Genomic DNA, 13,731 nt, shown 5'->3' with positions numbered 1-13,731 from the left:
GGCGTTTGAGGAGCGGGGGTCTGGGGGCGGAGCCCCCAGTTCGGGAAGGGGCGGGTCTGGGGCGCCACCCGCGAGGGCCGTCAGTCGAGCAGGGCCGTCAGGGGGCGGGACGGGTCGGCCAGGGCCTCGGGGTCGGGGTGGGTGCCGGTGCGGATGAGTTTTTGGATGGTCTCCGTGACGTCCCACACATTCACGTTCATCCCGGCGAGCACCTGCCCCTCGCTCAGCCAGAACGCGATGAACTCCCGCTTCCCCGCGTCCCCACGGATCACCACCTGGTCGTACGTGCCGGGCGGCGCCCAGCCCGAGTACTCCAGGCCCACGTCGTACTGGTCGGAGAAGAAGTAGGGCACGCGGTCGTACGTGACGTCCTTGCCGAGCATGGCGCGGGCGGCGGCCGGGCCGCCGTTCAGGGCGTTCGCCCAGTGCTCCACGCGCAGGCGGGTGTCGAAGAGGCGGTGGTGCACGGCGGCCACGTCACCGGCGGCGAAGATGTCGGGGTCGGACGTGCGCAGGGTGGCGTCCACGGCGATGCCGCCGCCGTGCTCGCGGTCGACGAGGGCGAGCCCCGCGGACTCGGCGAGCGCCGTGCGCGGGGCGGCGCCGATCGCGGCGAGCACGTCGTGCGCCGGGTGCTCCTCGCCGTCGTCCGTGCGGGCCGCGAGGACCATGCCGTCCTGGCCGACGATCTCGGTCAGGCGGGCCCCGAAGTGGAACCGGACGCCGTGCTCGGCGTGCAGGTCGGCGAACATCTGGCCGACCTCGGGGCCGATGACGGCGTGCAGCGGCGTCGGCTCGGGCTCGACGACGGTGACCTCCGCGCCGTACTCCCGGGCCGCGGCGGCGACTTCGAGGCCGATCCAGCCCGCGCCCGCGATCACCAGGTGGCCGTTGTCCCGGCCGAGCGCGGTGAGGACGTGGCGCAGGCGCTCGGCGTGGGCGAGCCTGCGCAGGTGGTGCACGCCCGCGAGGCCGGTCCCCGGCACGTCCAGGCGGCGCGGCTCGGCGCCCGTGGCGAGCAGCAGCCTGTCGTAGCGGATGACCGTGCCGTCGCCGAGCCGGACGGTGTGCGCGGCGCGGTCTATGGCGACGACGGTCTGGCCCAGGTGCAGCTCGACGTCCGCCTGTGCGTACCACGCGGGTTCGTGGACGAAGACGCTGTCGCGGTCCTCCTTGCCGAGGAGGTAGCCCTTGGACAGGGGCGGGCGTTCATACGGGTGGTCGCGCTCGTCCCCGATGAGGATCACCCGGCCGGTGAAGCCCTCGGAGCGGAGTGTCTCGGCCGCTTTCGCGCCCGCCAGACCTCCTCCGACGATGACGAACGTCTGATCCGCGTCGACCACTTGATGCCTCCTCGAAAGCTGTGAGCCACTGGGAGAGTCCCGCACGGAGCGTGATGGCGGAAGGGGGTCTCCCCCATTCCGGCCACTTTCCGTCACATACCGTGCTTACCCCATGGTCACCCGTCCCTGTGCGTTTTCCGGTGTCGCGCCGTGAGACGCGCGTGCAGGGAGCGGGCCGCGGCGTCCGTGAGCGACGCGATCTGGTCGATGACCACGCGCTGGGCGGCGCGGTCGTCGGGCGCCGCGTCGTACAGCGCGCGGAACTGCGGGTCGAGCCCTTCGGGCGCGCGGGCGGTGAGCGCGTCGGCGAGCTCGGCGACGCAGACGCGCTGGTCGGCGCGGAGCCGGGTCTGCGCGGGGCGCTGCATCACATAGCGGTCGGCGACGGCCTTCAGGACCGCGCACTCCAGGCGCGCCGCGCGCGGGACGACCAGCTCCGCCGCGTAGCGCGTGAGCGGGCCCGTGCCGTACCGCGCGCGGGTCGCGCTCTCGGCCGCCAGGCAGAAGCGGCCGATGAGCTGGCTCGTGGCGTCCTTCAACCGGGCCTGGGCGACGGCCGATCCGTCGTACCCGTGCGGCCACCAGTCCTGCTCAAGGAGGCGGTCGAGGGCCTCGGAGAGCTCCTCGGGGGCGGTGTCCGCGGGGACGTAGCGGCCGATCGCGACCGCGTACACGTCCTGGCGCTCGGGCTCCGCGTGCAGCAGGTTCGGATCGATGTGGCCCGCGTGCAGGCCGTCCTCGACGTCGTGCACCGAGTACGCCACGTCGTCGGACCAGTCCATGATCTGCGCCTCGAAGCAGGTGCGCAGGCCGGGGGCCTCCTTGCGGATCCAGTCGAAGACCGGCCGGTCGTCCTCGTAGACACCGAACTTCACCGAGTCCGGGTCGGTGGGGTGGGCGCCGCGCGGCCAGGGGTACTTGGTGGCGGCGTCCAGGGCGGCGCGGGTCAGGTTGAGGCCGACGCTGACGAGCTCGCCGGTGGCGGGGCTGCGCACGAAGCGCTTGGGCTCGATGCGGGTGAGCAGGCGCAGGGACTGGGCGTTGCCCTCGAATCCGCCGCAGTCCTGGGCGATTTCGTTCAGCGCCTGTTCGCCGTTGTGCCCGAAGGGCGGGTGGCCGAGGTCGTGGGACAGGCAGGCGGTCTCCACCAGGTCCGGGTCGCAGCCGAGCGCGGCGCCCAGCTCGCGGCCGACCTGGGCGCACTCCAGGGAGTGCGTGAGCCGGGTGCGGGCGCTGGCGTCCCAGGCCTGGCTCTTCGTGCCGGGCGTGACGACCTGGGTCTTGCCCGCGAGGCGGCGCAGGGCCGCGGAGTGCAGGACGCGCGCCCGGTCGCGCTGGAAGGCGGTGCGCCCCGGGCGTTTGTCCGGCTCGGCCGCCCAGCGCTCGGTGGCGGCCTCGTCGTAGCGCTCCGGGTGGTCGGCGTGATCGGCGTCGTCGGCATACGGGTGCGGTGCTGTGCCTTCCATGCACCGACAGTAGACGCCGCCGCTGACAGCGCGCGCCGGGGGCCCGTCAGGCGGACGTCAGGCGGCGTGCCGCCGTCAGGGCGGGCGCGGCACGGCGTGCCTGGTCGTAGCGGTGCAGGACGAGCGCGGCGAGGGCCGGGTGCGCGCCGAGCGGGGCCGCGGCGAGCCACGGCGCGGCGTCGGCGGCCTGGGTGGCGAACCGGCCGGGCGCGGTGAAGTACGCGGCGACGGCGGCCCGGCGGACACCCCGGCCGGCGAGGGCGCGCAGGGCCTCGGGCACCGTGGTCGGCGTCCGCGCGGTCGGCGCGGCGTACGCGGGTGTCACGGGGGCGCCGACGCGGCGGGCGAGCAGGGCCGCGGCGTGCTGGGTGTCGGCGGCGTAGTCCGGGTCGCGGGAGCCGGCGGCGGCCAGGACGACGCCGAGGCCCCGCGGCGGCGCGCCGGTGGGCCAGCCCGCCTCGACGAGCCGGGCGTGCAGGGCCTCGGCGAGCAGCGGGTGCGGGCCGAGCGGGGCGGCGACGCGGGTGGTCAGGCGCGGGTGGGCGGCGCGGGCGGTGGCGGCGGCGGTGGGGATGTCGTGCTTGACGTGGTGGCCGCGGCCGAGGAGGAGGGGGACGAGGACGGCGCCGTCGGCGGCCTGCGGGTGCGCGGCGCCCAGGCCGTCGAGGGTGTGCGTCAGGAGTGGCTCGTTCAGCTCGATGTGGCCGAGCCGTACGTCGAGGCCGGGGCGCAGGGCGCGGACGGCGTCGCGGAGCGCGGTGACCGTGGTGAGGGTGCGGGGGTCGCGGCTGCCGTGGGCGACGAGGACGAGGGCGGGGGCGTCCGGCCGGCGCGTGCCGTGGGGCGTGACGCGGGCCAGGCGGGTGCCGAGCTCGGTGGTGATGCGGCGCAGGAGCTGACCCGTGGTGTCCAGGTGCGGCGGCGACGGCTTCATGGACCGAGGATGACCCGGGCGTGTTGCGGGGCCGTTGCCCCGCGGTGACGGCTGGTTGCGCGGGCCTCACGGGTGGGGTGCGGCGGGGCGGAGCCGGGTGTGCCGTGGGTGTAACGGGGCCGGTCCCGGCGGGAAACACGGGCGGCGGACCGTGGGGGCATGCAACAGGTATCCGCCACCGCGCCAGGTGCTGTCACGCCCACGCACTGTCCGTACTGTGCGCTCCAGTGCGGCATGGGGCTTGCGCGGGGTGACGGCGGGGTGGAGGTTGTGGAGCGGCCCGCGTTTCCCGTCAACGGGGGCGCGCTGTGCGGCAAGGGCCGTACGGCACCCGCGGTGCTCTCCTCCCAGGTGCGGCTGACCGAGCCCCTCGTCCGATCCCACGCCACGGGCAGGCTCGTACCGGCCACCTGGGAGGAGGCCCTGGACCGCGTGGCCGACGGGCTCGCCCGCACGCGGGCGGCGCACGGCGCGGACGCCTGCGGCGTGTTCGGCGGCGGCGGGCTCACCAACGAGAAGGCGTACGCGCTCGGGAAGTTCGCGCGCGTCGTGCTCGGCACCTCGCAGATCGACTACAACGGGCGGTTCTGCATGTCGTCCGCGGCGGCCGCCGGGCAGCGGGCGTTCGGGGTCGACCGGGGGCTGCCGTTCCCGCTCGCCGACGTATCCCGCACCGGGTGTCTGATCCTGGTCGGTTCCAACCTCGCGGAGACCATGCCGCCCGCGCTGCGTCATCTCACGGAGCTCAAGGCGAACGGCGGCACCCTGATCGTCGTCGACCCGCGCCGCACCCGCACCGCCGAGCAGGCCGACGTCCACCTGGCGCCCCGCCCCGGCACGGACCTGGCCCTCGCCCTCGGCCTGCTCCACCTGGTGGTGGCCGAGGGCCGCACGGACGAGGCGTACATCCAAGAGCGCACCAGCGGCTGGGCGGAAGCGCGGGCGGCGGCCATGGCGCACTGGCCCGAGTACGTGGAACGGGTCACCGGCGTGCCGGTGCCGCAACTGCGGGACGTGGCACGGCGGTTCGCGGACGCCGGGCACGCCATGGTGCTCACCGCGCGCGGGCCCGAGCAGCAGGCCAAGGGCACGGACACGGTGGGCGCGTGGATCAACCTGTGCCTGGCGACGGGACGACCCGGACAGCCGCTGTCCGGGTACGGCTGTCTGACGGGCCAGGGCAATGGGCAGGGCGGGCGTGAACACGGCCAGAAGGCCGACCAGTTGCCGGGCTACCGCAAGCTCACCGACCCGGCGGCGCGGGCGCATGTGGCGGAGGTGTGGGGCGTCGACCCGGACATGCTGCCGGGGCCCGGGCGGTCCGCGTACGAACTGCTCGACGCGCTCGGCGGCGACGTGAAGGCGCTGCTGCTCATGGGGTCGAACCCGGTGGTGTCGGCGCCGCGCGCGGCTCACGTGGAGGAGCGGATCGGGTCGCTCGACTTCCTGGCGGTGGCGGACGTGGTGCTCTCCGAGACCGCCGAACTCGCCGATGTCGTCCTGCCGGTGACGCAGTGGGCGGAGGAGACGGGGACGGTCACGAACCTGGAGGGGCGGGTGCTTCTGCGGCGCCGGGCGGTGTCGCCTCCGGCCGGGGTGCGCAGCGATCTGGAGGTGCTGCACGGGCTCGCCGGGCGGCTCGGGCACGGGAAGGGGTTCCCCACGGACGCGGAGGAGGTCTTCGCGGAGCTGCGGCGGGCCAGCGCGGGCGGGCTCGCGGACTACTCGGGGATCACGTACGGGCGGCTTGCCGAGGGCGACGGGGACGGGGTGTTCTGGCCGTGCCCGGAGGCCGGTGCGGGCGGTGGTTCGCAAGGCGAGGAGGGTGCGCGTCACCCCGGGACGCCGCGGATGTTCCTCGACCGGTTCGCGACCGACGACGGGCGGGCCCGGTTCGTGCCCGTGGCGCACCGGGACGCGGCCGAGGAGCCGGACGGCGAGTACCCGGTGGTGCTGACCACGGGCCGCGTGCTCGCGCAGTACCAGTCGGGGGCGCAGACGCGGCGCGTGGCCGAGCTGAACGCGGCGGCGCCCGGACCGTTCGTGGAGCTGCACCCCCGGCTCGCGGCGCGGCTGCGGGTGGCCGACGGCGAGCAGGTGGCCGTGGTGTCACGGCGGGGGCGGGTCGTCGTGCCCGCGCGGGTCACCTCGGGCATACGGCCCGACACCGTGTTCATGCCGTTCCACTGGCCCGGACAGGGGCGGGCCAACACCCTGACCCACCCCGCGCTCGACCCCGTGTCACGCATGCCGGAGTTCAAGGTGTGCGCGGTGCGGTTGGAGACCGTCGGCCGACCCGGCTAGGGGGCCGCGCCCCTGTCCTCCCTCGTCCACGTGCCGGTACGCAGGGGCGCCGCCGTCGCCCGCAGCCGTGCCGCCAAGTGCGGCGACGCCACGTACACCCATGCCCGGACCGTCGCCCCGTCCGCGCGGGTCACCTCGCGGGCCACCCGCACGTACAGACTGCGGGGGTCGCCCGGGACGTACTCCTCCAGGTGGTCGAGGTCCGCGAGCAGCGGTTCGTACGCCTCGGGGTGCGCGGTCACCAGGTCGCCGTGGACGGGGCCCTCGCCGGCGGCCTCCACCACGTAGGGGTAGCCGGGGCCGTCGTACAGCAGCGCGTCCGGGAGGCGGGCGGGGGTGGACCCCGTGACGCGCCCGTGCAGGAAGGCGTGGTTGCGCTCGCCGGGGCGCAGCGTCCCGTACACGAAGAACGGCAGCCGGTCGGTCACGCGGAGGTCTCCTGGACCACCCAGTCCAGGTAGGCCGCGCTCCCCCGGGTCACGGGGGTGGCGATGATCTCCGGCGTCTCGTAGTCGTGGGCCTGGCGCAGCCAGGACTCCAGGGCCTCGTACCGCTGGTCCGTGGTCTTCAGGAGCAGCTGCCACTCGCGGGCCGTCTCGACGGCGCCGTCCCAGCGGTAGACGGAGGTGACGGGGCCGTTGATCTGCGCGCAGGCCGCGAGGCGGGCCTCGATCGCGCCGCGCGCCAGGGTGTCGGCCTTGTCGGCGGTGTCGGTGGTGGTCAGGACCGTCAGAACGGTCGGGGAGGTGTGAGTGGTCTCTCCGGTCACAGGGGCGTTCCTCTCGTACGTAGCCCGGGTGCTGGCCGCCGCGAGGGCTGACGGGGAGGCTACCGGCCTGGACGAAGGTCCCGACCTGCCGGTTTCCATGGCTTTAGGGGTGGCTGTTACACAACCTCCCGGTTTCCGTGATGCGTCCTTCCTACCGTCGTGAGCGGTGGCCGGTCCCTCCGAATCCCCGATGCGTCGCCGACGCGTCGGCGGGCCGGTCGCCGCCGAGCCCCCTGACCCACCGGTCCCGCCATGAATCTGCGCCTCCGCCTCCTCCTGGGCGTGCCGTCGGCCGTCCTGGCCGTCGTCGTGCTCTGCGCCTGCGGTGCCTCCACCGACGGGCTCGGCCCCGGCGAACCGGCGCCCCCGGTGTCGGTGCAGCCGAGCCCGGAGCCGCTGTGGCGGGCCTGGTCCGGGGCGTCCCCCTCGGATCCGGGCGCCGAGACGGCCACGCGCCAGCCGCCGCCCGAGCCCCTCAAGGGCATCGAGCTCGGCACGGGCGGGCTCGCCAAGGCCGACGTGCGGGAGCTGCTGCGCGCCGACCCGCGCCTGCGGTCGTTCGCCGACCGGCCGATGATCGAACGGCCGGGGCGTCCGGGCATCCGGCCGCCGATGCTCACCGACCTGTCCGGCGACGGCAAGCCCGAGCTGGTCGTCGGGATCGACCTGGAGAGCGGGCGCAGCGCCCTCGTCGTCTACGTGGCGCGCCACGACAAGGTCTACCCCGTCCTCGTCACCGCGGGCAGACGGATCTCCGTCGACGTGATCGGCACCGACCTGCTGGTGCGCAGCCCGTGCCCGGACGGCGGCGAGCAGGCCGTGCGCTACCACTGGGACGGCACGCGCATGTCCACGGTCAGCGACAACAAGACCTACCCGAAGCACACCGGGGGCCCCGCGCCCGAGCCGAGCGGCACCCCGTCCGGCTCTTCGGACGCGTCCGATTCCGGGGCCCGCCCATGACACCGGCCCCGTTCCGCCGCGTCCGCTCCGCGTTCGGCGCCCTCGGCGTCCGCTGGCGGACCCTGGGCCTGCGCTGGAAGATCGCCGCGCTGCTCGCCGCCGGGTGCGCGGTCGTCGCCGTCACCATCGGCCTGCTCATCCATCACGCGCGGCTCGACCAGGTGAGCGGGAGCGCGCGGGCCGGCGCGACCGCGCAGCTCGTCCGCGTACGACAGCTGTACGAGCTGACCGGGCAGGTCGGCCTCGACGGGCAGGACAACGCCGACGCCGCCATCGACGCCCGCGACCTGCCGGGGCCGCTGCGGGCCGCCGCGCTCGACGGGCAGCGGACCACCTACCTCGACATGGACGCGGGCGACCCGGCGGTGTGGGCGGCGCGGCCGGTCGGCGACCACGTCCTCTCGGTGCGGCTCTCCCTGCGCGAGCAGGCCGACGAGATGGCCGAGTTCGACCAGCAGCTGATCGTGTCGGGCGCCGTCGTCGTCGCGCTCGCCGCGCTCGGCGGCGCCGCGCTCGCCAGCCGCCTCAGCCGGGACCTGCGCGCCGCGGCCACCACGGCGCGCCGCATCAGCCAGGGCGACCTCGACGCCCGCATCGGCCATCCGCTGCCGCCGGGCTTCGAGCACGGCAGGAACGAGGTCGCCGACCTGGCGACCGCCGTCGACACGATGGCCGCGACGCTCCAGCAGCGCCTGGAGGCCGAGCAGCGGTTCACCGCGGACGTCGCGCACGAGCTGCGGACGCCGCTGACCGGCCTGCGCACCGCGGCCGAACTGCTGCCGCCGAGCCGCCCGACGGAGCTGGTGCGCGACCGGGTGCGCGCGCTCGGGACGCTCACCGAGGACCTCCTGGAGGTCGCGCGGCTCGACGCCGACGTCGAACGGCCCGACCTGGACGTGCACCCGCTGGGCGCGCTCGTCGAGGGGATGGTGCAGCGGGCGGTGCTCACGGGGCAGTGCCCGGGGCAGGGGCCGCGGTTCACGAGCGGCGCCGAACGTCTCGTACGCACCGACGCGCGCCGGCTCGAACGCATCCTGGCGAACCTCGTCGGCAACGCCCGCAAGCACGGCGGCGGCCCCGTCGAACTGTCCGTGGACGGGGCCGTGGTGACCGTGCGCGACCACGGGCCCGGCTTCCCCGACGCGGTCCTGCGGGACGGCCCGCGGCGGTTCGAGACCGGTGCGCGCGAGCGCGGGCAGGGCACGGGGCTCGGCCTGACCATCGCGCTCGGGCAGGCCGCGGTCATCGGGGCGCGGGTGGAGCTGAGCAACGCGGCGGACGGCGGGGCGGTGGCCACCGTACGGCTCCCGGAGGCCTGACCACGCCCTCGCCCCGGGCGACCCGGCCGGGGCGGTCGCTTCCCGTACGCCGCCGCCCGCGGGCCGCTTCCCGTACGTCCGCGCGGGTCACTTCCCGTACGCCCGCACCTCCTTGGCGCCGCGCAGCGCCCAGGCCCACCACTCCAGCTGCGCGAGCATCGTCTGCACGGCCGCGTCGGCGCGCTTCGGGTCGCGGTGGTTGCCGTCGTCGTCGAAGAGGGCGCCCGCGTTGTGGAAGGAGACGGTCTCGCGGATGGTGACGGCGTGCAGTTCGGCGAGGACCGGGCGCAGGTGCTCGACGGAGCGCAGGCCGCCGGAGAGGCCGCCGTAGGAGACGAAGGCGACGGGCTTGGCCTGCCACTCGGGGCCGTGCCAGTCGATGACGTTCTTCAGGGACGCGGGGTAGGAGTGGTTGTACTCGGGGGTGAGGACGATGAAGGCGTCGGCCTCCTCCAGCTTCGGGGAGACCTTGGCGAGTTCGGCGATGACTTCGGGGGACGGGCGGTACGACAGGGACGTGGGCAGGTCGACTTCGGCCAGGTCGATCACGTCGACCTCGAAGCCCTCGTGCTCGCGCACCCGGCGCAGCACCCACTCGGCGATGACCGGGCCGAAGCGGCCCTCGCGGTTGCTGCCGATGATGACGGCGACCTTGACGGGCGTGGCGGCCGTCGACGTCAGGGCGTCGGCGAGGGCCGGGGCGGAGACGGCGGAAACAGCGGCGACGGAGACATCCGTGGTGGTGTTCATGCGCCCAGACTGATAGCTCAACCTTGGTTCAGGTCAAGCGGATCCCGCGGCTAATCTGTCGGCCATGACGACGCATCTCGCACCGCACGCCAAGGAAGCCACCGTCGGCGAGCTCGCCGAGCGCAGCGGAGTGGCCCCCTCCGCACTGCGTTTCTACGAGCGCGAGGGGCTCATCACCAGCCGTCGCACCAGCGGCAACCAGCGCCGCTACAGCCGGGACACGCTGCGCCGCGTGGCCTTCATCCGCACCTCGCAGCGGCTCGGCATCCCGCTGGCCACGATCCGCGACGTGCTGCTCCTGCTCCCCGAGGACCGCACGCCGACGCGTGCGGACTGGGCCAGGATCTCCGAGTGCTGGCGCGAGGACCTGGACCGCCGCATCCGCACCCTGGAGCGGCTGCGCGACAGCCTCACGGACTGCATCGGCTGCGGCTGCCTCTCGCTCGACCGGTGCGCCCTGTCGAACCCGTACGACGAGCTGGCCTCCCACGGCCCGGGCCCGCGCCGCCTGCTCGAGGACTGACGTCCGCCCGGCCCCCGTACGACCCTTGATCACATCCGTACGGTGGAGCCATGACGACATCCCTCACCACCGGCCTGCGCCGGCTCGAGATCGACGGCGCCCCCGCCACCACCGAAGGCCTGACGAGCCGTGCGCTCGACGGCTTCGGGCACTTCACCGCGATGCAGGTCAGGGGCGGCCGCGTGCGCGGGCTCGGGCTGCATCTGGCCCGCCTGGACGCGGCGACCCGGGAACTGTTCGACACCGGTCTCGACGGCGACCGGGTCCGCGCGCTCGTCCGGCACGCGCTCGCCGGCGGCAGTGCGGACGCGTCGGTACGGGTGTACGTCCACGCGCCGGACGGCGAGCCGTCCCCGATGGTGACCGTGCGGCCGCCCATCGAACTGCCCGCGACGACGGCCGAGCGGGCGCAGGCGCTGATGTCGGTGCCGTATGTGCGCCCGGTCGCGCACATCAAGCACCTGGGCGGCTTCGGGCAGTCCTACCACCAGCGCGAGGCGCGGCGCGCGGGCTACGACGAGGCGCTGCTCACCGGCCCCGACGGCGCGATCAGCGAGGGCGCGGTCACGAACGTGGCGTTCTTCGACGGGCACGAGCTCGTCTGGCCGGACGGCCCGCATCTGGCGGGCATCACGATGCAGCTCCTCCAGCCGCTGCTCCCGGGGGCCGGGCTGCCCACGCGCCTGGGTCCGGTACGGCTGCGGGACCTGGCCGCGTACCGGGCCGCCCTCGTCGTGAACTCGTGGGGCGTCTCGCCCGTCCGGCGCGTCGACGACCTGGACCTGCCCGTCGACGAGAAGCTGACGGGGACGGTCACCGGGCTCTACGAGGACGTGCCCTGGGACGAGATCTGAGACCAGGTCACCTGAGACCGGGCCACTGGGGCCAGGTCACCTGAGACCGAGTCATCTGAGGCCCGGTCATCTGAGGCCGGGTCACCCATTCACAGGCGCCGCGCCGCCCCTTCGGATTCTCCGCGTCGATACGTCGATGACCTGCTGGAACGCTGCCGTCGACGCGTCAGGAGCCGGGGCGGCGCGGCGTTTCTGATGGGCCATCAGCAGGCGTGCGCGGCGGAGTGCCCGTTACCTCGACAGTGCGCCCCTCGACCGGGCGTGCGTCAGGCCACCCGTAGGAGCAAGCACCATGCGCACTGCCCGCCAGCTGACGACCTCCGTCGCGCTCGCCGTCACCGCGGCGTGGCTGCTCGCCGTCCCCGCGTCCGCCGCGGGCGGTCTCGACGTGTCGCCGAACCCCGTCACGCCGGGCACCGCCGTCACGGTGACCACGACGGCGTGCGGCGCGGGCGGCAGTGCGACGGGGGACGCGAGCGCGGTGGGCGCGGGCACGTTCACGCTGACGCCGGGGGCGCGCCCGGACGCGGCGGTCGGGCGGTTCGAGGTGCCGCCGTCGGCGCAGCCCGGGACGTACGAGATCGTGGCGCGCTGCTCCGGGTCCGACACGGGCGGGCGGCCGGTCGCGGGCGACCTGTCGGTGACGCTCACGTCGACGGCGTCCGCCCGCGAGTCGGGGCCCGTCCATCCGAGGGGGCATGTGAAGACGGGGGTCGGCGGTGCGCTCGGCCCCGACCCCGTGCAGACCGCGGCGGGCGTGGCTGCTCTCGCCGTCGCCGCCGCGGGCGGTACCTGGCTCCTGCATCGCCGGGCGAGAGGCGACAGGATCTGACGGACACCCTCCGCTGTCCGCAGGTACCGCCGTCCCCTCCCCTCCCCGGCCGCCCGTCCCTCGCGGCCGCGGGAGCGGGAGGGGTCACGACCCCTCCGACCTCAAGGGGAAGCCATGGTCCACAGCTCGCGCGCGGGGCGCGGCGGCCGGCAGGTCCGCACCGCCTTCATAGCGGCCGTCACCGCGCTCGCCCTGTGCTCCGGCGCGTGGCTGCTGCACAGCGGTACGACACCGCATCCGCCGCCGCAGCCGTCCGCGGCGCAGGCGGCGACCTCGTCCCCCGGTGCCGTGCTGCCCGCGGCCGCGCCCCTGCCCCCTTCGCCGCCCGACCGGATCCGCGTCCCGGCCATCGGCGTGGACGCCCCGCTGATGGGGCTCGGCCTGACCTCCCAGGGCAGCCTCGACGTGCCGCCGCCGCGGCACAAGAACCTCGCCGGCTGGTACGAGGCGGGCACCACGCCCGGCGAACGCGGCACCGCCGTCGTCGCCGGGCACGTCGACAACGCCGAGGGCCCGGCCGTCTTCTACCGCCTGGGCGCGCTGCGCAAGGGCCAGTCGGTCGAGGTGGAGCGGCGCGACGGCGGGGTGGCGCTGTTCACGGTCGACGCGGTGGAGGTGTACGACGCGAAGGACTTCCCCGACGAGAAGGTGTACGGCGCCGCGCCGCGGCCCGAACTGCGGGTGATCACGTGCGGCGGCGCGTACTCGAAGAAGACGGGCTACCAGGGGAACGTGGTGGTCTTCGCGCACCTGACGGGCAGCCGCCACTGACTCCCTTCGCGCCTTACGCGACCCACTGCTCGTACGCCATCTTCGCCACGAGTCCGACCACGGTCGTCAGGAGCACGATCCGGACGAAGCCGCTGCCCTTCTTCAGGGCGGTGCGGGCGCCGAGCGTGCCGCCCGCGAGGTTGAAGACGGCGAGGACCGCGGCGAGCTGCCACAGGACGGCGCCCTGCCAGGCGAACATCGCGAGGGCGCCCACGTTGGTGCAGCAGTTGACGATCTTCGCGTTGGCGGAGGCCTGGACCAGGTCGAGCCGGAGCACGGCGGTCAGCGTGAGCACCAGGAACGTGCCGGTGCCGGGGCCGATGAGGCCGTCGTAGAAGCCGATGCCGACGCCCGCGATGCCGATGGCGGCGAGGATGCGGCGCGGGGGGAGCGGCCCCGTGGCCGGGGCCGTCCCGAAGTCGGGCTTGAAGATCACGAACGCCCCGACGCACACGAGTACCGCCATGATGACCGGCTTGAGCACTTCCGTGCTCATCCCCGCCGCGAAGAAGGCGCCGCCCATGGATCCGGCGAGCGCCGCGAGGCCGATCCGGACGGCCGTGCCCACGTCGATGGGGGCCTTGCGTACGTACGTCACCGCGGCGCCCGTCGTGCCGACGATGGCCGTGGCCTTGTTGGTGCCGAGTGCGGTCGCCGCCGGGGTGGACCCCGGCAGGCCGATCAAGAGGGCGGGCAGCAGCAGGAGTCCGCCCCCGCCCACCACGGCGTCGATCCACCCCGCCGCGAACGCGGCGAGACACAGTACGACCACCGTGGTCATCGCTATATCTGGCATGATCGCGACACTAGGGACCCGATACGTGAACCGTCCACGAACTTGAGCCCCCTCTGAGCTTCGCTCCCCCTTCCCTCTCCCACCCGCCCGCCCGTTTCCAGCCCTCC

General features: G+C 74.7%; 14 protein-coding genes. 7 read left to right on the top strand and 7 right to left on the bottom strand.

Features of this window, described 5'->3' with window-relative positions; translation table 11 throughout:
• Nucleotides 1–80 precede the first annotated feature (80 nt).
• The 3 genes from ACFWZ5_RS19685 to ACFWZ5_RS19675 form a co-directional block, all read right to left on the bottom strand.
• A complete protein-coding gene (locus tag ACFWZ5_RS19685; RefSeq protein WP_384801188.1) occupies nucleotides 81–1,343 on the bottom strand; it encodes an NAD(P)/FAD-dependent oxidoreductase in 1,263 nt (420 codons plus the stop codon).
• A 116-nt stretch (nucleotides 1,344–1,459) separates the two neighbouring features.
• A complete protein-coding gene (locus tag ACFWZ5_RS19680) occupies nucleotides 1,460–2,809 on the bottom strand; it encodes a deoxyguanosinetriphosphate triphosphohydrolase (protein ID WP_384801186.1) in 1,350 nt (449 codons plus the stop codon).
• A 46-nt stretch (nucleotides 2,810–2,855) separates the two neighbouring features.
• Nucleotides 2,856–3,743, bottom strand: a complete 888-nt coding sequence (locus ACFWZ5_RS19675; protein ID WP_384801183.1) for a sirohydrochlorin chelatase — start codon at nucleotides 3,741–3,743, stop codon at nucleotides 2,856–2,858.
• 159 nt (nucleotides 3,744–3,902) lie between these two features.
• Here ACFWZ5_RS19675 and ACFWZ5_RS19670 point away from each other — a divergent pair, with 159 nt between their 5' ends.
• The gene (locus ACFWZ5_RS19670; protein ID WP_384801180.1) at nucleotides 3,903–6,047 is read left to right on the top strand and encodes a molybdopterin oxidoreductase family protein; all 2,145 of its coding nucleotides are present in this window, start codon (nucleotides 3,903–3,905) and stop codon (nucleotides 6,045–6,047) included.
• Here the strand turns inward: ACFWZ5_RS19670 and ACFWZ5_RS19665 are convergent.
• On the bottom strand, nucleotides 6,044–6,475 hold the full coding sequence (locus ACFWZ5_RS19665) for a gamma-glutamylcyclotransferase family protein (protein WP_384801179.1): 432 nt from the start codon (nucleotides 6,473–6,475) through the stop codon (nucleotides 6,044–6,046). The two genes, ACFWZ5_RS19670 and ACFWZ5_RS19665, sit on opposite strands and share 4 nt — an antisense overlap.
• The gene (gene cutA / locus ACFWZ5_RS19660) at nucleotides 6,472–6,816 is read right to left on the bottom strand and encodes a divalent-cation tolerance protein CutA (RefSeq protein WP_384801176.1); all 345 of its coding nucleotides are present in this window, start codon (nucleotides 6,814–6,816) and stop codon (nucleotides 6,472–6,474) included. Before cutA ends, ACFWZ5_RS19665 begins: the two co-directional genes overlap by 4 nt.
• Before the next feature lie 252 nt (nucleotides 6,817–7,068).
• On the opposite strand from cutA, the gene ACFWZ5_RS19655 reads away from it, so the two are divergent.
• Nucleotides 7,069–7,779 (top strand): hypothetical protein, encoded by a 711-nt coding sequence (locus tag ACFWZ5_RS19655; RefSeq protein WP_384801173.1) that lies wholly within the window; start codon nucleotides 7,069–7,071, stop codon nucleotides 7,777–7,779.
• Nucleotides 7,776–9,098, top strand: a complete 1,323-nt coding sequence (locus ACFWZ5_RS19650; RefSeq protein WP_384801169.1) for an ATP-binding protein — start codon at nucleotides 7,776–7,778, stop codon at nucleotides 9,096–9,098. Before ACFWZ5_RS19655 ends, ACFWZ5_RS19650 begins: the two co-directional genes overlap by 4 nt.
• Before the next feature lie 87 nt (nucleotides 9,099–9,185).
• Here the strand turns inward: ACFWZ5_RS19650 and ACFWZ5_RS19645 are convergent, their stop codons facing one another.
• Nucleotides 9,186–9,848: an NADPH-dependent FMN reductase gene (locus ACFWZ5_RS19645; protein ID WP_384801165.1), complete on the bottom strand. Its 663-nt coding sequence runs from the start codon at nucleotides 9,846–9,848 to the stop codon at nucleotides 9,186–9,188.
• 64 nt (nucleotides 9,849–9,912) lie between these two features.
• On the opposite strand from ACFWZ5_RS19645, the gene soxR reads away from it, so the two are divergent.
• From soxR to ACFWZ5_RS19625, 4 genes are all read left to right on the top strand, one after another.
• On the top strand, nucleotides 9,913–10,371 hold the full coding sequence (gene soxR, locus ACFWZ5_RS19640) for a redox-sensitive transcriptional activator SoxR (RefSeq protein WP_384801162.1): 459 nt from the start codon (nucleotides 9,913–9,915) through the stop codon (nucleotides 10,369–10,371).
• Between the two features lie 50 nt (nucleotides 10,372–10,421).
• Nucleotides 10,422–11,225 carry an aminotransferase class IV gene (locus ACFWZ5_RS19635; protein ID WP_384801159.1) on the top strand — a complete coding sequence of 268 codons (804 nt, stop codon included), beginning with the start codon at nucleotides 10,422–10,424 and terminating at the stop codon, nucleotides 11,223–11,225.
• A gap of 292 nt (nucleotides 11,226–11,517) precedes the next feature.
• Nucleotides 11,518–12,057, top strand: coding sequence for a hypothetical protein (locus tag ACFWZ5_RS19630; RefSeq protein WP_384801156.1), 540 nt, complete (start codon nucleotides 11,518–11,520; stop codon nucleotides 12,055–12,057).
• Nucleotides 12,058–12,171: 114 nt separating this feature from the next.
• A complete protein-coding gene (locus tag ACFWZ5_RS19625; RefSeq protein ID WP_384801153.1) occupies nucleotides 12,172–12,828 on the top strand; it encodes a class F sortase in 657 nt (218 codons plus the stop codon).
• 13 nt (nucleotides 12,829–12,841) lie between these two features.
• Here ACFWZ5_RS19625 and ACFWZ5_RS19620 read toward each other — a convergent pair whose 3' ends face one another.
• Nucleotides 12,842–13,624, bottom strand: coding sequence for a sulfite exporter TauE/SafE family protein (locus tag ACFWZ5_RS19620; RefSeq protein ID WP_384801151.1), 783 nt, complete (start codon nucleotides 13,622–13,624; stop codon nucleotides 12,842–12,844).
• Between the last annotated feature and the right edge of the window lie 107 nt (nucleotides 13,625–13,731).

This window comes from Streptomyces sp. NPDC059003 (assembly GCF_042740445.1).
In the GTDB taxonomy this organism is placed as follows: Bacteria; Actinomycetota; Actinomycetes; order Streptomycetales; family Streptomycetaceae; genus Streptomyces.
The sequence above is the reverse complement of the archived record's forward strand: the minus strand, read 5'-3'. Positions and strand labels throughout refer to the sequence as shown.